Annotated in this window: 20 protein-coding genes and 1 tRNA gene; 19 read left to right on the plus strand and 2 right to left on the minus strand. The window is 33.4% G+C overall.

All coding sequences use genetic code 11. The features are described 5' to 3' along the window. The first annotated feature begins 80 nt into the window (after positions 1 to 80). Both gldB and gldC read left to right on the plus strand, forming a co-directional pair. Complete coding sequence (gene gldB, locus FNW38_RS13630) at positions 81 to 1031, plus strand: gliding motility lipoprotein GldB (RefSeq protein WP_143388320.1); 951 nt, start codon at positions 81 to 83, stop codon at positions 1029 to 1031. Continuing rightward, the gene (gene gldC, locus FNW38_RS13635) at positions 1031 to 1366 is read left to right on the plus strand and encodes a gliding motility protein GldC (protein WP_143388319.1); all 336 of its coding nucleotides are present in this window, start codon (positions 1031 to 1033) and stop codon (positions 1364 to 1366) included. Before gldB ends, gldC begins: the two co-directional genes overlap by 1 nt. An 86-nt stretch (positions 1367 to 1452) precedes the next feature. Here gldC and yihA read toward each other — a convergent pair whose 3' ends face one another. Continuing rightward, entirely contained in the window at positions 1453 to 2073 is a 621-nt protein-coding gene (yihA, locus tag FNW38_RS13640; RefSeq protein ID WP_143388318.1) for a ribosome biogenesis GTP-binding protein YihA/YsxC, read from the minus strand. Positions 2074 to 2105: 32 nt separating this feature from the next. Continuing rightward, positions 2106 to 2879, minus strand: a complete 774-nt coding sequence (locus FNW38_RS13645) for an alpha/beta fold hydrolase (protein ID WP_143388317.1) — start codon at positions 2877 to 2879, stop codon at positions 2106 to 2108. A gap of 380 nt (positions 2880 to 3259) precedes the next feature. On the opposite strand from FNW38_RS13645, the gene mraZ reads away from it, so the two are divergent. The 17 genes from mraZ to FNW38_RS13730 form a co-directional block, all read left to right on the plus strand. Further along, complete coding sequence (gene mraZ / locus FNW38_RS13650) at positions 3260 to 3733, plus strand: division/cell wall cluster transcriptional repressor MraZ (protein WP_144064756.1); 474 nt, start codon at positions 3260 to 3262, stop codon at positions 3731 to 3733. Further along, a complete protein-coding gene (rsmH, locus tag FNW38_RS13655; RefSeq protein ID WP_185963147.1) occupies positions 3708 to 4616 on the plus strand; it encodes a 16S rRNA (cytosine(1402)-N(4))-methyltransferase RsmH in 909 nt (302 codons plus the stop codon). Before mraZ ends, rsmH begins: the two co-directional genes overlap by 26 nt. Before the next feature lie 104 nt (positions 4617 to 4720). Beyond that, positions 4721 to 5068, plus strand: a complete 348-nt coding sequence (locus FNW38_RS13660) for an FtsL-like putative cell division protein (RefSeq protein ID WP_143388314.1) — start codon at positions 4721 to 4723, stop codon at positions 5066 to 5068. Next, positions 5059 to 7062 carry a penicillin-binding protein gene (locus FNW38_RS13665; RefSeq protein ID WP_144064757.1) on the plus strand — a complete coding sequence of 668 codons (2004 nt, stop codon included), beginning with the start codon at positions 5059 to 5061 and terminating at the stop codon, positions 7060 to 7062. Before FNW38_RS13660 ends, FNW38_RS13665 begins: the two co-directional genes overlap by 10 nt. Continuing rightward, the gene (locus FNW38_RS13670) at positions 7059 to 8522 is read left to right on the plus strand and encodes a UDP-N-acetylmuramoyl-L-alanyl-D-glutamate--2,6-diaminopimelate ligase (RefSeq protein WP_144064758.1); all 1464 of its coding nucleotides are present in this window, start codon (positions 7059 to 7061) and stop codon (positions 8520 to 8522) included. Before FNW38_RS13665 ends, FNW38_RS13670 begins: the two co-directional genes overlap by 4 nt. Positions 8523 to 8528: 6 nt before the next feature. Next, the gene (mraY, locus tag FNW38_RS13675; protein ID WP_144064759.1) at positions 8529 to 9758 is read left to right on the plus strand and encodes a phospho-N-acetylmuramoyl-pentapeptide-transferase; all 1230 of its coding nucleotides are present in this window, start codon (positions 8529 to 8531) and stop codon (positions 9756 to 9758) included. A 1-nt stretch (position 9759) separates the two neighbouring features. Beyond that, complete coding sequence (gene murD, locus FNW38_RS13680; protein ID WP_143388310.1) at positions 9760 to 11091, plus strand: UDP-N-acetylmuramoyl-L-alanine--D-glutamate ligase; 1332 nt, start codon at positions 9760 to 9762, stop codon at positions 11089 to 11091. A 79-nt stretch (positions 11092 to 11170) separates the two neighbouring features. Further along, positions 11171 to 12457 carry an FtsW/RodA/SpoVE family cell cycle protein gene (locus FNW38_RS13685; RefSeq protein ID WP_144064760.1) on the plus strand — a complete coding sequence of 429 codons (1287 nt, stop codon included), beginning with the start codon at positions 11171 to 11173 and terminating at the stop codon, positions 12455 to 12457. Between the two features lie 64 nt (positions 12458 to 12521). Continuing rightward, on the plus strand, positions 12522 to 13610 hold the full coding sequence (murG, locus tag FNW38_RS13690; protein ID WP_143388308.1) for an undecaprenyldiphospho-muramoylpentapeptide beta-N-acetylglucosaminyltransferase: 1089 nt from the start codon (positions 12522 to 12524) through the stop codon (positions 13608 to 13610). Between the two features lie 226 nt (positions 13611 to 13836). Then, positions 13837 to 15186, plus strand: a complete 1350-nt coding sequence (gene murC, locus FNW38_RS13695; RefSeq protein WP_144064761.1) for a UDP-N-acetylmuramate--L-alanine ligase — start codon at positions 13837 to 13839, stop codon at positions 15184 to 15186. After that, the gene (locus FNW38_RS13700; RefSeq protein WP_143388306.1) at positions 15173 to 15895 is read left to right on the plus strand and encodes a cell division protein FtsQ/DivIB; all 723 of its coding nucleotides are present in this window, start codon (positions 15173 to 15175) and stop codon (positions 15893 to 15895) included. Before murC ends, FNW38_RS13700 begins: the two co-directional genes overlap by 14 nt. Before the next feature lie 6 nt (positions 15896 to 15901). Further along, a complete protein-coding gene (gene ftsA, locus FNW38_RS13705; RefSeq protein WP_144064762.1) occupies positions 15902 to 17272 on the plus strand; it encodes a cell division protein FtsA in 1371 nt (456 codons plus the stop codon). A gap of 53 nt (positions 17273 to 17325) precedes the next feature. Further along, positions 17326 to 19275, plus strand: coding sequence for a cell division protein FtsZ (gene ftsZ / locus FNW38_RS13710; protein ID WP_143388304.1), 1950 nt, complete (start codon positions 17326 to 17328; stop codon positions 19273 to 19275). A 321-nt stretch (positions 19276 to 19596) separates the two neighbouring features. Next, on the plus strand, positions 19597 to 20046 hold the full coding sequence (locus FNW38_RS13715; RefSeq protein ID WP_144066701.1) for a GatB/YqeY domain-containing protein: 450 nt from the start codon (positions 19597 to 19599) through the stop codon (positions 20044 to 20046). Between the two features lie 69 nt (positions 20047 to 20115). Beyond that, a tRNA-Arg gene (locus FNW38_RS13720) sits at positions 20116 to 20189 on the plus strand. A 202-nt stretch (positions 20190 to 20391) separates the two neighbouring features. Next, complete coding sequence (locus tag FNW38_RS13725; protein WP_144066700.1) at positions 20392 to 21201, plus strand: zinc-dependent peptidase; 810 nt, start codon at positions 20392 to 20394, stop codon at positions 21199 to 21201. 433 nt (positions 21202 to 21634) lie between these two features. Beyond that, positions 21635 to 22572: substrate-binding domain-containing protein (locus tag FNW38_RS13730; RefSeq protein ID WP_144066699.1), on the plus strand; the 938-nt coding region annotated here is incomplete at its 3' end.

Below are 22572 nucleotides of genomic sequence, written 5' to 3' on the forward strand. Positions count from 1 at the left end.
AAGCAGGAATGTATATTTGCAAACTAAATTAGTTGCGCATCGTTTCCTTTATTCTTAGGACACAAATTTAATTAATAAATATGAAAAAAAATCTGTTTTTTGTAGTCTTTTGTCTCTTTTTTTTATCCTGTGAGAAAAAAAATAAGATAGAAAATGCCGTTTCAGTAATTCCTTTAGAAGTAGAGCGCTTTGACAAAATATTTTTTGAAACTTCCCCGAAAGATTTAGAAAAAGTAAAGGCAGCCTTTCCTTTCTTTTTTCCAGCAGGAAATGATAATAGCATTTGGTTGAATAAAATGCAGGATCCAATCTGGAGGGAATTATATACTGAAGTTCAAAAAAAGTATGCTAATTTTGAACCTGTAAAAGTAGAATTGGAGTCGCTTTTTAAACACATTAAATATTATTTTCCTCAAACGAAAACGCCAAAAGCTATTACTATAATCTCAGAAATGGATTATAATAATAAGACTATTTATGCGGATAGTCTGGTGATTATTTCGCTTGAATTATATTTAGGAAAAAATCATAAATTTTATCAATTTCCTAACTATATAAAGCAAAATTTTGAGCAAAGACAAATCATGCCAGATGTAGTTTCGAGTTTTTCAACGCGTAAAATTACTCCTGTTACTGATAAAAAAATGCTTAGTCAAATGATCTATTTTGGCAAACAATTATATTTAAAAGACTTACTTTTGCCAAATTATAGTGATGCAGAAAAAATGGGCTACACACCGGAACAAATAACGTGGTGTCAAGAAAATGAAAGTTACATGTGGCGTTATTTTATTGAAAATGAAATGCTCTACAGCGATGATCAAAAGTTAATACCACGATTTATTAATCCAGCTCCATTTTCTAAATTTTATTTGGAAATTGATAATGAATCGCCAGGACAAGTTGGTGCCTGGATAGGTTGGCAAATGGTGCGATCTTATATGAAAAATAATGAAGTGCCTATTGCTGATTTGTTGAAAACCGATGCGAAAGAAATATTTGTGAAATCAAAATATAAACCTAAAAAGTAATGTCAAATAAAAATACATCAGAAATTAAGTTTCTAATAGAATTAGATGATAACCGTGTTCCTGAAAAATTAATGTGGTCTGCAAAAGACGGTGGAGTAGAACAGGAAGAGGCTAAAGCTATAATGTTGTCTATCTGGGACAGCAAAGCAAAAGAGAGTATGCGAATTGATTTATGGACGAAAGATATGCCAGTAGATGAAATGAAAATTTTCTTTCATCAAACATTAGTTGCTATGTCTGAAACTTTCAAACGTGCCACCGATGACGAAAAAATGGCTGATACCATGAAAGATTTTTGTGATTATTTTGCAGAAAAATTGGAGTTGACAAAATAAATTAGGCTTGTTCCAAAAAAATCCCAAAACTTAAATTTAAGTTTTGGGATTTTTTATTTGATTTTTAAAAGAAAACGGAGTGTTTTTTAAAACTGACTATTGTTTTTGAAAACTTCTTGATTTACTTCGTCAATATAGCTCAATAATTCTTCTTTTCCTGTAGATTCAGTAGCTGAAGTAACAAAATAGTGAGGCATTTCGGCCCAGTTATTAGCAAACATTTTCTTTTTGTACGCCGCAATATGAGAATCGATTTTTACTTTGCTTATCTTATCTGCTTTGGTGAAAACGATACAAAAAGGAATTTCGCTTTCGCCCATATAAGACATGAATTCTATATCTATTGTTTGTGCTTCATGACGAATGTCAATCAAAACAAAAGCACAAACTAGTTGCTCTCTGGTTTCAAAATAATCAGTAATAAATTCCTGAAAAATAGATTTTGTTTTTTTAGAAACTTTCGCATAACCATAACCGGGTAAATCAACTAAAAACCAATTGCTGTTGATCAAAAAATGATTAATCAACTGTGTTTTTCCAGGTCTTCCAGATGTTTTAGCTAATTTTTTTTGATTAGTTAGCATGTTAATCAATGAAGATTTACCAACATTTGATCGGCCTATAAAAGCATATTCCGGCAAAAAGTCTTTCGGACATTTGGCTACATCGGAGTTACTAATAATAAATTCGGCGGTATTAATTTTCATTTTTTCTAGGTGTAAAATTCTCCTTTTTAAGATTAGTGCGCTGCTAAATGGGTATGGGTTAGCCAATCCTCTAACAAACGATTAAACTCATCGGGATGTTCCATCATGGCAGCATGACCACATTTGTCTATCCAGTATAAAGTGGAATTAGGTAATAATTTATGAAACTCTTCTGCAACATCTGGCGGAGTAACTTTGTCATTTTTCCCCCAAATAATACAGGTTTGAACATGCATTTTTGGTAAATCTTTTGCCATATTATGACGAATAGCACTTTTAGCAATCGTCAATGTTTTTATCAATTTTATTCTGTCATTTACGGATTCGTAAACTTCATCGATAAGTTCTTTGGTAGCTACTTTTGGATCATAAAATACATCTTCAGCTTTTTTCTTGATATATTCATAGTCACCTCTTTTTGGGTAACTATCACCCATTGCACTTTCGTAGAGTCCTGAGCTTCCGGTTATTACAAGTCCGGCCACTTTTTCAGGATACATTTTGGTATGGTACAAAGCGATGTGACCACCTAACGAATTTCCTAAAAGTATTACTCTTTCTAATCCTTTGAATGTGATGAAATCCTTAACGTATTTCGCAAAACTTTTTACATTCGTTTTTAAAATGTTCTGGGTGTATATAGGTAAATCTGGAATGATTATTTTATATCCTTTTGCAGAAAAGTAACTTGCAACAGCATCAAAGTTGCTAAGTCCTCCCATAAGTCCATGTAAGATGACAATTGGAGTTCCTTCGCCAGCTTCATAATAGCTGTATCTACCTTCTTTTTTATAGTGTTTTTCCATTTTTTTTGAATCCGGATTTTCAATTTTGACAAATATAGGATTTAATAAATAAAAATGAATTTTTACAACAATTTTTAATTGTAAAATTATACGAGTTGATGTAAAAATGTTTCTCTATTTTTTACTTTTTTTAGTTCTAAATTTTAATTATTTCACTTTTCTTCTTAGCATTTTGAATTAAAATTTCATTGTATTTAGCAGCCTTTTTTTATAACATTATCTTTCTTACAAATAAAATGAAATGAAGGTAACGTTCTGATTGTCCAAAAATTAAGGGTTTTTATTCAAAAGTGGTTAAACTTATTAACAAAGTGGTATATAGTGGTAAATAGTGGTAATATTTTTTATATTTTTGCTCAACATCATTTAAAACTTTTTACTTGGATACAATTATTGGAACATATGAATGTAAAGTCGATGCTAAAGGGAGGTTGCTGTTGCCAGCGCCTTTAAAAAAGCAATTGGCTTCTTCACTTCAAAACGGTTTTGTTTTGAAGCGTTCCGTTTTTCAGCCTTGTCTAGAGCTATATCCTATGCAGGAGTGGGATTTGATGATGCAAAAAATCAATAAGCTGAATCGGTTCGTGAAGAAAAACAATGACTTTATCCGCAGGTTTACTGCCGGGGTTAAAGTGGTTGAGATAGATGCTTTAGGTAGATTGTTGGTGCCGAAAGATTTAGTAATGTTTGCGAGTATTGCTAAAGAAGTTGTGTTCTCATCGGCAGTGAATATTGTTGAGATTTGGGATAAAGATTTATACGAAAAATCAATAAATGGTGAAGATGTTGATTTTGCAGATTTGGCAGAAGAAGTAATGGGAAATATAAATGACGACGACAATGGAATATCATAATCCGGTTTTGCTTCAAGCATCAGTAGATGGTTTAAATATTAAGCCTGACGGCATTTATGTTGATGTGACTTTCGGTGGTGGAGGGCATTCAAAAGAAATTTTGAAAAGACTGGGTCCAAACGGGAAGTTATTTGCTTTTGATCAGGATGAAGATGCTTTGGCGAATGCCTTGCCAGATGAAAGATTTGTTCTTATTAATGAAAATTTCAGATTCATAAAACGGTTTTTGCGTTTTTATGGCGTGAAAAGTGTTGATGGAATTTTGGCAGATTTAGGGGTTTCGTCACATCAATTTGATGTTGCTGAAAGAGGTTTTTCTACTCGCTTTGATGCAGAATTAGATATGAGAATGAGTCAGAAAAATGATTTGAATGCCTATCGAGTTGTAAATGAATATGATGAAACAAATCTTAGAAGAGTATTCTTGGATTATGGCGAATTAAAAAATGCACCCGCTATAGCAAGAGTGATTCTTGAAGCAAGAGAAACGGAACCTATTAAAAATACGGAGCAATTGAAAATGGTTTTAGGTCGCTTTTTACCGGCTCATAAAAGCCATAAAATTTTGGCTCAAATGTATCAGGCCATTCGAATTGAAGTAAATCAGGAAATGGATGTTTTGAAAGAGTTTTTGGAGCAGTCCTTGGAGATATTAAATCCAGGCGGTAGATTAAGCGTGATTTCTTACCATTCTTTAGAAGATAGATTAGTGAAAAGATTTATGAAAAATGGCATGTTTGAAGGGGAGCCTGAACGTGACTTTTTTGGTAATTTTTCTGTTCCATTTAAAACTATTGGAAAATTAATAGTGCCGGATAATACTGAGATAAAAGAAAACAACAGAGCGAGAAGTGCCAAATTAAGAATAGCTGAAAAGATTTAATCACCACCCCGCCTTCCCAAAAGGAGGAGTTAAAGTGGAAAAATAAATATTAACTTTTAATATCTCGGCTCCCTCTCCTTTGGAGAGGGTCGGGGAGAGGACAAATGAAAAACGGAGTTTACAGCCTATTAAAAGCGCGGTTTCTTATAGATGATGATGCTGTTAAAAATTGGCGTTTTATCGTTTTTGTGATTATTTTGGCTATTGTCATGATTGCGAATACACAACGATTTGAGCAAAAAGTATTTAAGATTGCCGAGTTGACAAATCAGGTTAAAGAGTTGCGTTCGGAATTTGTAGACAGGCGTTCTGAGTTAATGAAACTGAAAATGGAATCTACCGTTTCTGAAAAAATGGTAGAAAAACAAATTTTTCCATCAACTGTTCCTCCTGTTAAAATTAAAGTTAAAAAAGAAGAAGAGAAAAGCTTTTTGAAAAAAATATGGCAGTAGAAGATAAACACATATCGTACAGAATTTATCTGGTTGCATTCGCTATCTTTTTGATGGCCATTGCGATTGCTGTAAAATTGACAAATATTCAGTGGGTCGAAGGGGATTATTATAGAAAATTAGCGAAAGAAAGAACGGTTAGAAATTTTGTGATTCCTGCTAATAAAGGGAATATTTACTCGGCTGATGGTAGCCTTTTGGCAACTTCTATTCCAAATTATGAAATACGTTTTGATGCTGTGGCTCCAAAACCTGAAGCATTCGAAAAAAATGTTAAGTCATTATCAGATTCATTAGCCTTAGTTTTAGGAAAGCCATCAAATTTTTTTCAAAACGAATTAAGAAAAGCCAGAGCAAATAAAAATAGATATTATTTGATAGCCCGTAATTTGAGTTACACGCAGTATTTTAAAATTAAAGGCTTCCCATTGTTTAATTTGGGTGCTTACAAGGGCGGAATTATTATTGAACAAGAAACGGTAAGAGAACATCCGATAGGAAAAATTGCCGAGCGTACCGTTGGTTACGAGAGAACTTCGCATGGTGGGACACTTGATGGAAAAGGGATTGAATGGGCTTTTAGAAAATATCTGAACGGTAAAGACGGAAAAATTTTAAAGCAAAAAATAGCAAAAGGGCAGTGGAAACCCATACGCGATATCAATGAAGTTGATCCTCAGGATGGATATGATGTTATATCAACAATTGATGTCTATGTTCAGGATATAGCGCATCACGCTTTACTAAAACAGTTGGAATTGTATCAGGCTGATCATGGATGTGTGGTAGTTATGGAAACTAAAACGGGTCATGTAAAAGCAATTTCAAATTTAGGAAGAGCGAAAGACGGTACATACTATGAAACAACAAATTATGCAGTAGCAGAATCTCATGAGCCAGGTTCTACTTATAAATTAGCGGATTTAATGGCGCTTCTGGAAGATAAAAAAGTGGATACTAGTGCAGTTTATGATAGTAAAGGTGGAGTTATCGTTTATTCTGGAAAAAAAGTTCGCGACTCGCATGAAGGCGGTTACGGTAAAATTTCTTTAGCAAGAGGTTTTGAGGTTTCATCTAATACGATTATGGTTCAAGCAGTTTATGATAATTATAAAAATGAGCCTTCGAAATTCGTAAATCATCTTAATAATTTTGGATTAAACAAACCTTTAGGACTTTCGATTAAAGGAGAAGGCCGACCATATATTCCGCAGCCAAGCGATAAAAACTGGTCAAACATTTCGCTTCCATGGATGGCCTTTGGATATGGCGTTTCTATTACACCATTACAAACATTGGCTTTTTATAATGCAGTTGCTAATAATGGTGAAATGGTTAAACCTCAGTTTGTTTCTGAAATTAAAGAATGGAACAGAACCATCAAAAAATACGATAAAGAAGTTTTGAATCCAAGAATTTGCTCGCAAGGAACTATTTTGAAATTGAAAGCGGTTTTGGAAAATGTTGTCAAAAAAGGAACCGGTTCAAAATTGTATTCTAAAGATTTTTCTATGGCGGGGAAAACAGGAACAGCACAAGTGAATTATGGTAAAGATGGAGGTTCTGGGAAATATTATGCTTCTTCATTTGTTGGTTATTTTCCAGCAGATAAACCTATGTATTCATGTATCGTTGTGGTGCATAAACCAAGTACAGCGCTAAATAATTATTATGGTGCCGATGTGGCAGGTCCAGTTTTTAAACGTATCGCGCAAAAGATTTTTACCGATGCTCCTTCTACAAATGAAATTAAGAACTTAGATAGAAAAATACCAAAACAAGAAAATAATTACGATTCTTATTTTGTTAAATCACAAAAGAAAGAGCAGTTAATTCCTAACGTAAAAGGAATGTCAGGAATGGATGCTGTAGCCTTATTAGAAAATTTAGGTATAAAGGTAAAAGCTATTGGAGTTGGAAAAGTGAAAAAACAATCGCTTCAGGCTGGACAAAACATAGTTAGAAACACAACAATTTTATTAGAATTATCGTGAAAATCTTAAAAGACATATTATATAAAGTAGCTATCGAAGCCGTAAAAGGTTCGACGGATATCGCTATAAACAAAATGGATTTCGATTCTAGAAAAATCGAGGGCAATGATGTTTTTATTGCTATTCGTGGTTCAATTTCTGATGGTCATGATTTTATAGAAAAAGCGATTCAACAAGGTGCTATTGCAGTTATTTGTGATACGTTTCCTGAAACTCTTGAAAAAGGAATTACCTATGTTCAGGTAAAAGATACTAATTCAGCCTTAGCATTTATGGCTGCAAATTATTTTGGAGACCCGTCTCAAAACTTAAAATTAGTTGGAATTACAGGAACAAACGGTAAAACTACCATTGCTTCTTTGTTGTATCAATTATTCAAAAAAGCAGGTTTCAAAGTTGGATTGTTGTCTACAGTTAAAATTTTAGTTGACGATGTTGAATACAAAGCGACTCACACAACTCCGGATTCAATTACAATAAACCATTATCTAAAAGAAATGGTGGAGAACGGTGTTGAATATTGTTTTATGGAAGTGAGTTCGCATGGAATTCATCAAAAAAGAACAGAAGCATTGCATTTTGTTGGAGGTATTTTTACCAATTTGTCTCACGACCATTTGGATTATCATCCAACATTTGCAGAATATAGAGATGTGAAAAAATCTTTTTTTGATAATTTACCTAAAACAGCATTTGCATTATCCAATATTGATGATAAAAATGGACAAGTGATGTTGCAGAATACGGCAGCTAAAAAACTCACTTATGCCTTAAAATCGTATGCGGATTATAAAGCACAAATATTAGAAAATCAATTGTCAGGTTTGTTGTTGAAAATAAACGGAAATGAAGTTTGGGTAAAACTGATTGGAACTTTTAATGCGTATAATTTATTGGCTATTTATGGAACTGCGGTTGAATTAGGTATGGAAAGTCTTGAAGTACTTCGGTTATTATCAGATTTAGAAAGTGTTTCGGGACGTTTTCAATTTATTGTCTCGAATTCAAATATTACGGCGATTGTAGATTATGCCCACACGCCAGATGCATTAGAAAATGTGCTGAAAACAATCAATGACATTCGTACAAAAAACGAGCAATTAATTACGGTTGTAGGCTGTGGAGGTAATAGAGATAAAACCAAGCGCCCTATTATGGCTGGGATTGCATCTGAATTGAGTGATAAAGCAATTTTTACTTCGGATAATCCAAGAAATGAAGATCCAGAAATGATTATTACTGAAATGGAGCAAGGCGTAGCACCTCAAAATTATAAAAAAACATTGACTATAACTGATAGAAAGCAGGCTATAAAAACAGCTTGTCAATTGGCTCAGCCAAATGATATTATTTTGATTGCAGGAAAAGGGCATGAGACGTATCAGGAAATTAATGGCGTCCGTCATGATTTTGACGACATGAAAATAGTTAAAGAAATATTAGACCAACTCCATAAATAGAAAAATATGCTGTATTACTTATTTGAATATTTAGACAAAACATTAGATGTTCCCGGAACAGGCGTTTTTCAGTACATTACTTTCAGATCAGCATTAGCATTGATGCTTTCGTTGTTATTGTCTACAATTTATGGAAAAAGAATAATCCGTTTCCTGCAAAGACAACAAGTAGGAGAAACCGTTCGAGAGCTTGGTTTGGCAGGCCAAAATGAAAAAGCAGGTACACCAACTATGGGAGGTTTAATCATCATTTTTGCCACGCTAGTTCCAGTTATGCTTTTCGCAAAACTGCATAATATTTACATCGTTTTGTTGATTGTCACCACACTTTGGATGGGAACTATTGGTTTTATAGATGATTATATTAAAATTTTCAAGAAAGACAAAGAAGGTTTAAAAGGAATATTTAAGGTTTTTGGACAAGTAGGTCTGGGTTTAATAGTAGGGACGGTTCTTTATTTTAGTCCTGCAGTTACCGTTCGTACCGATACAGCAAAATCGGATATTTTTAAAGTGCCAACAGAAACGGTTATTACGCCTGCTCCAATTGAAGAAAAATCTACCGCGACTACCATTCCTTTCTTTAAAAATAACGAATTCGATTATGCTGAATTATTAGCATGGACAGGTGAAGGGTATGAAAAATGGGCTTGGTTGATTTTTATTCCAGTGGTTATTTTTATTATTACTGCGGTTTCTAACGGTGCTAATTTAACAGATGGAATTGATGGATTGGCTGCAGGAACTTCCGCTATTTCGGTCCTCGCATTAGGGATATTTACGTTCGTTTCGGGGAATATTATTTTTTCTAATTATTTGAATATTATGTATATTCCTAATTCGGGGGAAATGACGGTTTTTATTGCTGCATTTGTTGGGTCATTGATCGGATTTCTTTGGTATAACTCCTATCCGGCATCTGTTTTTATGGGTGATACAGGAAGTTTGACAATAGGCGGTATTATTGCCGTTCTGGCAATTGCTGTTCGAAAAGAAATGTTGATTCCATTATTATGTGGAATTTTTCTTGTCGAAAATCTATCAGTTGTTTTACAAGTAAGTTATTTCAAGTATACCAAGAAACGCTTTGGCGAAGGCCGAAGAATATTTCTAATGTCACCTTTACATCATCATTATCAGAAAAAAGGCTATCACGAAAGTAAAATCGTAACCCGATTTTGGATTGTTGCGATCATGCTGGCCATATTATCAATTGTTACTTTAAAATTAAGATAATATGAGGCTAGTGATCTTAGGCGGAGGAGAAAGTGGTATAGGTACTGCTATTCTGGGTAAGAAAAAAGGATACGATGTTTTTGTATCTGATTTCGGAAAAATAAAAGAAAATTACAAAGAGATTCTTGTCATTAATGGAATAGTTTGGGAAGAAGAAAAGCATACTGAAGATTTGATTTTGAATGCCGATGTGGTGATGAAAAGTCCGGGAATTCCGGATAAATCTCCAATAGTAAAAAAGCTTATTGCAAAAGGAATTCCGGTAATTTCAGAAATTGAGTTTGCCGCCCCTTTTACAGATGCAACGATAATAGGCATAACGGGAAGCAATGGAAAGACTACCACTACAATGTTGACGCATCATTTGTTAAAATCAGCGGGATTGAATGTGGGATTGGGAGGGAATATTGGGAAGAGTTTTGCTTGGCAAATAGCGGACAATAAATATGATTCTTATGTGCTGGAGTTGAGTAGTTTTCAACTGGATGGGATTATAAATTTTAGACCGCATATCGCAATCATTACGAATATAAGTCCGGATCATTTAGATCGATATGACTATAAATATGAAAATTACATTGATTCAAAATTTAGAATTACGATGAATCAAACCGAGGAAGATTACCTCATTTATGATGCGGATGATGAAGCCATTGCAGAATGGTTTAAAACACATACAACTAAAGCCAAATTAATTCCTTTTTCATTGACAAAAACTTTCAGCGAAGGAGCTTATATAAAAAACAACAAAATGGAAATTTCAATCAATCAAGAAGAGTTTACAATGGACACGGAACATATTGCCTTAGAAGGGAAACATAACATGAAAAACGCGATGGCAGCAACCTCTGTGGCAAAATTAATGCAAATAAGAAAGGCTACTATACGTGAAAGCCTGTCTAATTTTCAAGGAGTAGAACACCGTTTAGAGAAAGTATTGAAAATTCAAAACGTACAATACATTAATGATTCTAAAGCAACCAATGTAAATGCCACTTTTTTTGCATTAGATAGTATGAATACGCCTACGGTTTGGATTGTGGGTGGTGTTGATAAAGGGAATGATTATAATGAGTTGATGTCATTAGTTCGTGAAAAAGTGAAAGCTATTATTTGCCTTGGTGTAGATAATAAAAAAATTATAGATGTATTTGGAAATGTGGTTGACATGATGATTGAAGTAGATAACATGAATGATGCAGTGAGAATGGCGCAACGTTTATCAGAAAAAGGTGATACAGTATTATTATCGCCAGCTTGTGCTAGTTTTGATTTGTTCGAAAACTATGAAGACAGAGGGAATCAGTTCAAACAAGCCGTTAAGAATCTATAAAAAAGTTTTCTTTGTTTAAAGTTTAAAGTTGCTCAACCCTAAACTTTAAACAAAATGAAACTTTAAACAAAAATTAAAAATGAAACAACTAGTTAACAGTTTAAAAGGAGATAAAGGAATTTGGTCATTCGTGGCCTTATTAGCCTTGTTTTCGTTTATGCCTGTTTTTAGTGCGAGTAGTAATTTGGCCTACTTAGGTCAGGGAAACGGAAATACATTAGGCTATTTGGTAAAACACATAGCGCATATTTGTATTGGTTTTTCTATTATTTATTGGGTACATAAAGTGCCTTATCATTATTTTCGGGCTATTTCTAAAGTTGGGTTGCCTGTTGTATGGATATTATTGGCTTACACATTAATCAAAGGAACAGTTATCGCTGGTGCTAATGCCAGTCGATGGATTCAAGTACCTTTTATTGGAATTACATTTCAAACATCAACATTGGCATCCATGGTGCTATTTATATTTGTAGCACGTTATTTGTCGAAAACCAGAGAAGAACCAGTGACATTCAAATCTTCTTTATGGGAGCTTTGGTTACCGGTGTTTTTTACATTAATACTAATCTTGCCGGCTAATTTCTCCACAACTGCCTTGATTTTTTCCATGATTCTTATGCTGACTTTTATTGGAAAATATCCGTTAAAATATATTGCTGTTATAATAGGCTCAGGAATAGTATTTCTTGCTTTTTTTATTCTGGTTGCCAAAGCTTTTCCTGATTCCAGGTTTTTTAGTAGAGTAGGGACTTGGGGAAATAGAATTGAAAATTTTACTACTGACAAACCTGATGAAGATGATTACCAAATCGAAAAAGCTAAAATCGCCATTGCTTCCGGAAAAATATATGGGTTGGGTCCTGGAAAAAGTGTTCAAAAGAATTTCTTGCCGCAATCCTCATCTGATTTTATTTATGCCATTATTGTTGAAGAATACGGACTTTTAGGAGGTTTGGGAGTGCTTTCGTTATATTTATTATTACTATTTCGATTTGTCATTGCTTCACATAAAGCCAATACATTGTTTGGGAAATTAGTGGTTATTGGATTAGGTTTTCCCATGATATTTCAGGCGATGATTAACATGGCAGTTGCAGTAGAATTATTGCCTGTTACAGGGCAAACTTTGCCATTAATAAGTAGCGGTGGGAGTTCTATTTGGATGACCTGTTTTGCCCTTGGAATTATCATTAGTGTAACTAAAAAGGAGGAAGAAATCGCACAGGAATTAAAAGATGCTGCCAAAAGAGAAGAAGCACTGCAGAAATTAATCGATAGAGAATTAGAAGAGGAAGTTGTGATAGAAGGAGATTATTCTATTGAAGATAAAGCTACGAATCCAATGCATGCAGTTTTTAAATAAGTAATTCGGTTTTCAGAGAAAAAGTAATTTTTAAAAACTTAGGAACTCAGTAACTTTAAAAAAAATGAAACAGTATAAATTCATATTAAGCGGTGGCGGAACAGGCGGACATATTTATCCGGCAATTGCAATTGCCAATGAATTAAAATCTCGTTTTCCTAATGCCGAAATTCTTTTTGTAGGTGCCAATGATAAAATGGAAATGCAAAAAGTACCTCAGGCAGGGTACAAAATCAAAGGACTTTGGATTGCAGGATTACAGCGAAGACTGACATTTGACAATGCACTTTTTCCAATCAAATTAATCTCAAGTTTATTAAAATCCAGAACAATAATAAAGGATTTTAGACCAGATGTTGTTATTGGAACCGGAGGTTTTGCAAGTGGCCCGTTATTGCAAGTAGCGGGGATTTCAGGTATTCCAACAGTGATTCAAGAACAAAATTCCTATCCTGGAATCACCAATAAATTATTGAGTAAAAAAGCAAGCAAAATTTGTGTTGCCTACGAAAATCTGGAACGGTTTTTTCCAAAAGAGAAAATGATTTTGACTGGAAACCCAGTGCGTCAGGATTTAATAGATATCGAAAGTAAAAGAGCGGAAGCAATTCAATATTTTAATTTAGACTCTAAAAAGAAAACATTGTTGGTTCTTGGAGGAAGTCTTGGTGCGAGAAGAGTCAATCAATTAATCGAAAAAGAGTTGGAAAATATACTTTCTCAAAATGTCCAGGTGATTTGGCAATGCGGAAAATTATATTTAGAAGATTATAAAAAATACGATTCAGCAAATGTTCAGGTAGTCGCTTTTGTTGAAAGAATGGATTTAGTTTATGCTGCTGCCGATGTTATTATTTCTCGTGCAGGAGCGTCATCAGTTTCGGAGTTGTGTATCGTAGGGAAACCAGTGATTTTTATTCCGTCTCCCAATGTTGCTGAAGATCATCAAACTAAAAATGCGCAAGCCATAGTGGATAAAAAGGGAGCGCTAATGCTTAAAGAATCGGAGCTTGATTCAGAATTCAGTCTTGTTTTTGAGGCCTTATTGAAAGATAAAGGAAAACAAAACCAACTGAGTGAAAACATAAAACAATTGGCTATGCCAGAAGCAACAAAACAAATTGTTGACGAAATAATAAAATTAATAAAGTAGTCAATGGATGATGCTTTTAAAGGCTGTATTTTTCTTTTAATTGGGATTGTCACTTTGTCTTACGTATTCAATAAAAGAAGAAAGCATAAAGATATAAATGATTGGAGAGGTTTTATTGGGGGTTTGGCTCTATTATATTCGGCTTATATCTAATCATGCAATCATTATAATAAATATTTTAAATAAAATTTGTGTCTTAGCGCCTTTGTGGCAAAATAATAATAATATGAATTTAAATCAAATACATAACGTCTATTTTATAGGAATTGGAGGCATCGGGATGAGTAATTTGGCTCGTTATTTCAAGAATCTTGGAAAACAAGTCTCAGGTTACGATAAAACGCCTTCTGCTCTTACTAATGAGTTAATAGAAAGTGGAATTTCAATTCATTTTGAAGATAGTATTGATTTAATTCCAAAGGATTTTTATGTAGAAAATACTTTGGTAATTATTACACCAGCAGTTCCAAAAGCACATTCGGAGTGGAATTATTTCTTGGAAAGAGATTTTCAGGTTAAAAAAAGAGCGGAGGTTTTAGGGATAATCACAAAAGATACTTTTTGTTTTGCTGTAGCGGGAACACATGGAAAAACCACTACTTCAAGTATTTTAGGCCATGTTTTATACGAAAGTGGTGCTGATGTTACTGCTTTTATTGGTGGAATAGTAGAAAATTATAATTCAAATTTAATAGGAAGCGGAAAAACAGTTACTGTTGTTGAAGCAGATGAATTTGATCGTTCGTTCCTGCATTTGTATCCTAATATTGCTTGCATTACATCAATGGATGCGGATCATTTGGATATTTATGGAACCAGTGAAGCGATAGAAGAATCCTTTATTGAATTTGCATCAAAAATAGAAGATAAGAGCAAACTTTTCATTACAAAAGAACTACCAATAGAAGGCGTAACGTGTGCTGTAAATGAAGATGCTGTTTTCAAAGCTTTTAATATTAGAATAGGAAATGGCAGCTATGTTTTTGACGTACAAACGCCTAATGAGATAATTAAAGATTTATATTTTGGATTACCGGGAAAACACAATTTAATGAATGCATTAATGGCTATTGCAATGGCAAATATATTCGGCACCCCAACCGATGCCATTGCAAAAGCCATTGCATCATTCAAAGGAATAAAAAGAAGGTTTTCGTACCAAATTAAAACGGATAAGTTAGTTTATATTGATGATTATGCACATCATCCAACGGAGATAAATGCAGTACATCAGGCGGTTAGAGAATTGTATCCAAACCAAAAAGTTTTGGCTATTTTTCAACCGCATTTATTCAGCAGAACGAGAGATTTTGCAGATGATTTTGCCAAAAGCTTATCTGCTTTTGACGACGTTGTTTTATTAGATATTTATCCGGCCCGTGAATTGCCAATGGAAGGCATAAATTCACAATGGTTGATGGATAAAATGACTAATAATCATAAAAAAATAGTCTCTAAAAGCGATTTAATTTCAACAATTTTAGCTAGCGATGCTACCGTTATTGTAACTATTGGAGCAGGAGATATTGGAGAATTAGTGCCATCCATTAAAAAAGCGATAAATGAAACTCTTTAATTGGACAAATATTCGATTATTACTGATGTTTGTATTGGTTATTTTTCTGTTTTCGTTTACTTCAAATCGAAATAAAAACAGAAAATTGACTAAATCTGTTGTTGTTTTTGTAGGAGATAACGCTCCTTTTGTGAAACAGGAAACGGTTAATAAATTGTTAATAGAAAATAAAAGAGAGGCATCAAGCATTCAAAAAGTTAAATTAGATTTGAATAAGCTGGAAAGAACTCTCAATGCACAAGAAATGGTTGAAAAATCAGATGTATTTGTGAGTATTGACGGTGTATTGAAAGCAGTAGTAAAACAAAAAACTCCTATAGCTAGAGTTTTTAATGAGGGTGGTTCTTTTTATATTGATTACGAAGGGAATAGAATGTCATTGTCAACTAATTTTACAGCGAGAGTTCCACTTGTATCCGGGGGGATAAATAAAAAAAATAACGAAGATTTAGCCGACTTATTTCGCGCAATCTATGACGATGCGTTTTTGAAAAAAAACATCATTGGAATTGAAATTATGCCGAATGGAAGCTTAAAAATGCTCAATAGAAATTTTGATTATCAAATTGATTTTGGTAGAATGATAAATGTGGAGCGAAAATTTAAGAATTATAAAGCTTTTTTTCAAAAAGCAGTTTTAGATAGTTCGTTGTATAAATATAAAAAGATTGATCTCCGATTTACGGAACAAGTAGTTTGCACTAAATAATAGATAATGGAAAAAGAGAATATTGCAGTAGGTCTAGATATTGGGACAACTAAAATAGTTGCCATGATAGGCAAGAAGAATGAATATGGGAAACTAGAAATTTTAGGTGTAGGAAAATCTAAAAGTTTAGGTGTGGCCAGAGGGGTTGTAAATAACATTACTCAAACCATACAATCGATACAGCAAGCGATACAAGAAGCCGAAAATAATTCAGGCTATAAAATAAAAGATGTAGTGGTGGGAATTGCGGGTCAACACATCCGTAGTATTCAGCATACTGATTACATAAGCAGAAACAATCCCGAAGAAGTAATTGGAGGGAATGACATTCAGCTTTTGATCGACCAAGTAAATAAATTGGCGATGTTACCTGGTGAAGAAATAATACATGTTTTGCCACAAGAATTTAAAATTGACGGACAATCTGAAATCAAAGAGCCTATAGGAATGTATGGCGGAAGATTAGAGTCCAGTTTTCATGTTGTAGTAGGACAAGCCTCATCGATTCGTAATGTAGGCAGATGTATTCAAAGTTCAGGAATCGAATTGTCAGGTTTGACATTGGAACCATTGGCTTCAGCTGATGCAGTTTTGAGTCAGGAAGAAAAAGAAGCAGGAGTAGCACTTATTGATATAGGCGGCGGAACAACAGATTTGGCTATTTTCAAAGATGGTATTATTCGTCATACTGCGGTAATTCCTTTTGGAGGAAATGTGATCACAGATGATATCAAAGAAGGATGTTCTATAATTGAAAAGCAAGCCGAATTATTGAAAGTCAAATTTGGATCAGCTTGGCCAGGAGAAAATAAAGACAACGAGATTGTTTCTATTCCAGGATTAAGAGGTAGAGAACCAAAAGAGATTTCTTTGAAAAATTTATCTAAAATTATCCATGCTCGTGTTGTTGAAATTATTGACCAAGTTTTTACGGAAGTGAAAGCTTACGGACACGAAGATCCTCGTAAAAAATTAATTGCAGGAATAGTGCTTACTGGTGGTGGTGCTCAATTGAAACACATCAAACAGTTAGTGGAATATATCACAGGAATGGATACGAGAATTGGATATCCAAACGAACATTTGGCTGGAAATTCAGATGAGGAGATTTCAAGCCCTTTGTATGCTACCGCGGTAGGATTAGTAATGAACAGTATTGAAAACAAAACACAAAGTGCGGTAAGAATGGATGCAATCGAACAACCAAAAGCTCCAGTTTACAGAGCTCCAGTTGTGATTGAGGTTCCTGAAAATGAAGTCGAGGAAGAGGTTCGAAACACTAATGAAAAACAGAATTCGACAGTAAACAGAATTCAGAGAAATTTCTTCGACCGTTATGTTGATAAGATTAAAGATTTCTTAGATAATGCAGAATAAGGGCAGTGCCCAAAAACACAATAATTAATAATAAATATCAAAAACCAAATAAAATGATGAGCAACTCAGAATTTGGAAGTATTTCATTTGATTTACCAAAAAACCAATCAAATGTAATAAAAGTTATTGGTGTAGGTGGAGGCGGTAGTAACGCTATAAATCACATGTTTAAACAAGGGATCAAAGGCGTAGATTTCATCGTATGTAATACGGATTCTCAGGCCTTACAAAACAGTTCTGTGCCTAACAAAATACAGTTAGGAGTACATTTGACTGAGGGACTTGGTGCTGGAGCAAATCCAGATGTTGGGCAACAATCAGCCATAGAAAGTATTTCCGATATTGAAAAAATGTTGGATCGCAATACTAAAATGGTGTTTATCACTGCCGGAATGGGTGGTGGGACCGGAACAGGTGCTGCGCCAGTAATTGCACAATTAGCTAAAGAAAGAGATATTCTTACTGTAGGGATTGTGACATTGCCTTTCTTATTTGAAGGTAAAGTGCGTCAGGAACAAGCCTTAATTGGTATAGAAAAATTACGCAAGCAAGTCGATTCATTAATTGTTATCAATAATAACAAATTGAGAGAAGTATATGGAAATCTTGGTTTCAAAGCTGGATTTTCAAAAGCTGATGAAGTTTTGGCGACAGCCTCAAGAGGAATTGCTGAAGTAATCACGCATCACTATACTCAAAATATCGATTTAAGAGATGCCAAAACAGTATTGTTTAATAGCGGAACGGCTATTATGGGATCTTCTGTTTCTTCAGGTGAGAATAGAGCTAAGGAAGCAATTATTGCTGCTTTAGATTCTCCATTGTTAAATGATAATAAAATTACTGGTGCCAAAAACGTATTGTTGCTTATCGTTTCTGGAACTAATGAAATTACAATTGACGAAATTGGAGAAATCAATGATCACATTCAAATCGAAGCAGGTCATAATGCAAATATTATCATGGGGGTTGGTGAAGACGAATCTCTAGGGGATGCTATTGCAGTAACCATTATCGCGACAGGTTTTGATATTGAACAGCAAAATGGAATCGTAAACACAGAGCCTAAAAAAATAATTCACACATTAGAAGACGAACAAAGAAGTGTACACAATCTAACCAATAGAACTGTAGCTGGATTTGATTCGAATACAGAATCACCAATTTCTAATTCAAGTGAAAGAATTGTTTTCGATTTATTAGAAGATACTGTAGTTGTACCTGAACCAGTTGTAACAACACCTGCTCCAACAATAAATAAAGAAGAGTTGATGGTTATGTCTGAATTTATTAAAAATTTAGATGTGACTTTCGAAATTGTTTCTCCTATTACTGATATTGATTTTACAATCACTTCACCAGTAGCCGAAGTTAAAGAAGTAAAGGCGGTACAGCCAAAAGTTATTGAAAGACAAGAACAAACTACTTTTTCTTTTGATTTGCCACTTTTCAAAACAGAACCTGTAGCACAAGTGGAAGAAAATAAAGTTTTGTTTGAACTAACGAATGAAACTCGTGATATTAAAGTAAATGAAGCAGTCCAATTTGTTCCGGTAACGGAATTGACTGATAACGGAATTATCAAATATTCTCTTGAAGAATATATGGAGCCTGAGAATGATTTCATGGCTAAGCCAGTTGCAAAAACTCCAGAAGTTGTTATCCCAGCTGAGTTGAACATTACCATGAAACAAGTTAATACATCAGTGAATATGCCCGTTGACTTTGATACCATTTCTCCTATGGAAATGACTATTGAAGAATCATTGCGAATGAGAGCTGATGAAAGAAGAAAAAAATTAAAAGAATTCAATTACAAGTTTCATAATAATGTTTCTAAAATTGATGAGTATGAAAAAGAACCTGCTTACAAAAGATTGGGGATAGACATTTCAAATAACCAAGCCAACAATACAAATTCGAGAATTTCTGTGGGGACAGACAGCAACAACGATTTACAGTTGCGTTCTAATAACTCATATTTACATGATAACGTAGATTAACTAACTCAAACCAAAATGAGATAGCCCGAAAATTCAATTTAATTTTCGGGTTATTTTTTTGTGTAGCGAGAAGAAAGCAATCTGTTGTTAATTCCAGTAAATTTCTTTAAATTTGTCGAGCCTTAATCCAGCTGTCGTTTCAAGCTTTTTTTCGAAAATGCTTTTTTCTAAGTCCTTAAAAGAGCTTCTAAAGTCGCTTTTTAAGTTCAAGAAAAAATACATTTTCTCCAAAAAAGGTTTTTTACTACCATCTGGGGCATTTAAAAAGTAATCAGTATTCAGTTTTTAGATTGAATAGCAAATTTAAAATTAAATAGTAGTATGAGTTTATCAGTACAGATCATGGACGAAATGAAAACCGCCATGAGAGCCAAAGATACAGTAGCATTAGAAGCTTTAAGAGCGATTAAATCAGAAATCCTATTAGCCCAAACAGCAACAGGATCTAAAGAAGAAATTACAGCAGAAGAGGAGATAAAATTGCTTCAAAAATTGGTAAAAACACGTAAGGATAGCGCAAAGATTTTTACAGAACAAAACCGTTTGGATTTGGCCGAACCAGAATTAGCTCAAATTGCAGTAATCGAAAAATTCTTACCGGCACAATTAAGCGAAGTAGAAGTAGAAACAGTGATTGCAAAAATCATCGCCGAAACTGGAGCTGCAGGTATTGCTTCAATGGGAAAAGTTATGGGATTAGCTGCTGCACAATTAGGCGGAACTGCTGAGGGAAAAACCATTTCTACAATAGTTAAAAAATTATTGACATAAAAAATAGATTGCTGATTAACGATTTTATATCATAAATATAAAATCGTTAATCAACATTTAAAATTATAAGACTGCGTAGTTCAACTGGATAGAATATCAGATTTCGACTCTGAGGGTTGCAGGTTCGAACCCTGCCGCGGTCACGAATAAATAGAATAGGATAGAAAAAATATCAAGCTCGCTTGGAATAATTTTTTCTATCCTATTCTATTTTCAAAGCGGAGCTTTGAAGGTAGGACGAAGTCAACCCTGCCGCGGTCACAAATAAGCGAAAATGCTTCAAAATAATTTCAAGTAAACTTGATTATTTTGGAGTATTTTTGTTTTAAAAGGAGACAAAAAAATATGACAGAACAACTTCTTATTTCCGTATTGTTTGGGATATTATTCCTTCTAATAATTATTTTTAGAGTTCTGGAACCTGCTAACCTCTTACTATTCAATAAGCCACTTTATATTCATTGGTATCCTTTATCCAAGAAATTAAAATTAAACCAACGACAAATTTTAGTAAATGAATTTCCATTTTATAATAGGCTTTCCGCTAAAAGGAAAATGTATTTTGAACATAGGGTGAAAGAGTTTATTTCGAACTATCAGTTCATAGGTAACGAAATTGTCATTACGGAACAAATGCAAATGCTGATTGCAGGAACTTATGTGATGTTGACTTTTGGAATGAGAAATTATCTTGTGAGTTTGTTTGCCAAAATAATAATTTATCCTTCTAGTTATTATTCCACCGTAAATCAAGCCTATCATAAAGGAGAGTTCAACCCAAGAATGAAAGCGATAGTTTTTTCGTGGGAAGATTTCTTATTGGGGCATGCGACTTCAAATGACAATATTAATCTTGGTCTACATGAATTTTCCCATGTGTTGCATTTTCATTGCTTAAAAAGCAATGATCCAAGTGCCATTATCTTTTTTGATGAATTTAATGAAGTGATGAAATATTACAACGATCCAATTTTAAATAATGAGCTAATCCAGAAAGGGTATTTTAGGTTGTATGCTTATGAAAATCAATTTGAATTTTTATCGGTAATCTTGGAACATTTTTTTGAAACGCCTCATGTTTTTAAAATGGCGCATCCTGAATTATACAAACATATTGCTGTAATGATTAATTTTAAAGAGAAGTATTTAAATTAAAGTAAAAGCTTTTCAAACGTCATTTTTTAGAATCTTTTTGCTTTTTTAAATCAGCATAGTTATGTTTGATTTTCAATTTTTATAATTTCGAATTTTTTAATAAGTACTTTTCGATAAAAAACTGTCTGTCAGTTTCTAAAAAGAAAATCGTTGTGTAAAATGAAATAACAATACCATATTTTTATATATTTGTCTAAAATTGTAAAAAATCATTTGATATTCAGAAAAAATGATATTAACTCTACAAGAAATAACAATTACTACACGATTGAAATTATAATAAATCAGTATGTATTTTTGAAACTTTAAAAAAGTCTATATCTAACTACATAAATTATTTTATACATATTGGTCTACAAAAATCAAGTATAATAACAATTGATTTTTGGTCTAAATATCGTATGTTTATTTTTATAAATTAACCATAAATTCTATGTTAAGAGGGTCCTGTCTCATACTATTATTAAGTTTTATAGCTATACTAATTTCCTGTAATTCATCAGAAAACGATAGGAAAAAAATTTCTATTGGATTTTCACAAAGTGTTGGTGACGATATTTGGAGAACATCGATGAATCATGCGATGGAGGTGGAAGCTTCACTTCATCCAGAAATTAGCTTGAAGATTTATAATGCCAATAGAAAAGCAAAAAAGCAGATTGATGATATAGAAAGGATGATTAAAGATAAAACTAGTATTATAATAGTTTCTCCTTTTGAATCGGACTCTATTGTTCCCGTAATAGAGAAGGCCAAAGCTAATGGAATTCCAGTAATCATAGTGGATAGAAAAGCAAATACTCCAAATTATACAGCATTTTTGGGAGCAGACAATATTGAAGTGGGACGATTCGCCGGAAAACATATCGTTTCAATTTCGAACGGACATGCCAATGTGATTGAAATTAATGGAGATCTTAATACTTCACCTGGTTTAGAAAGAAGTTTGGGGTTTAAACAAATTGTCAAGCAATATCCTGGTATTAAAGTTTTTACTATTGATTCAGATGATTTTGGACATCCTAAAACAAACTATATAAAGTTATTAGATAGTTTGCCTAACATAGGTTATGTATATGCTTTTAATGACATGATAGCATACAACGCATGGAAAATTGCTAAAAATAAAGGATTAGAGAAAAAAATAAAATTTATAGGGGTTGATGGCCTGAATGGTCCATTTGGAGGGATTCAATTAGTTAAGGATGGAGTTTTAGAAGCCACTGTTTTATATCCAACAGGCGGTAGCGAAGCTATCAAGCTTGCATTGAGAATAGCCAATAAAGAGATTGTTCCTAAAAATAACAAGTTGAATACCATATTGATAGATTCTCTTAATGCGGATATAATGAGTAATCAATTTGATAAAAT

This window comes from Flavobacterium gawalongense (assembly GCF_007097265.1).
GTDB lineage: Bacteria > Bacteroidota > Bacteroidia > Flavobacteriales > Flavobacteriaceae > Flavobacterium > Flavobacterium gawalongense.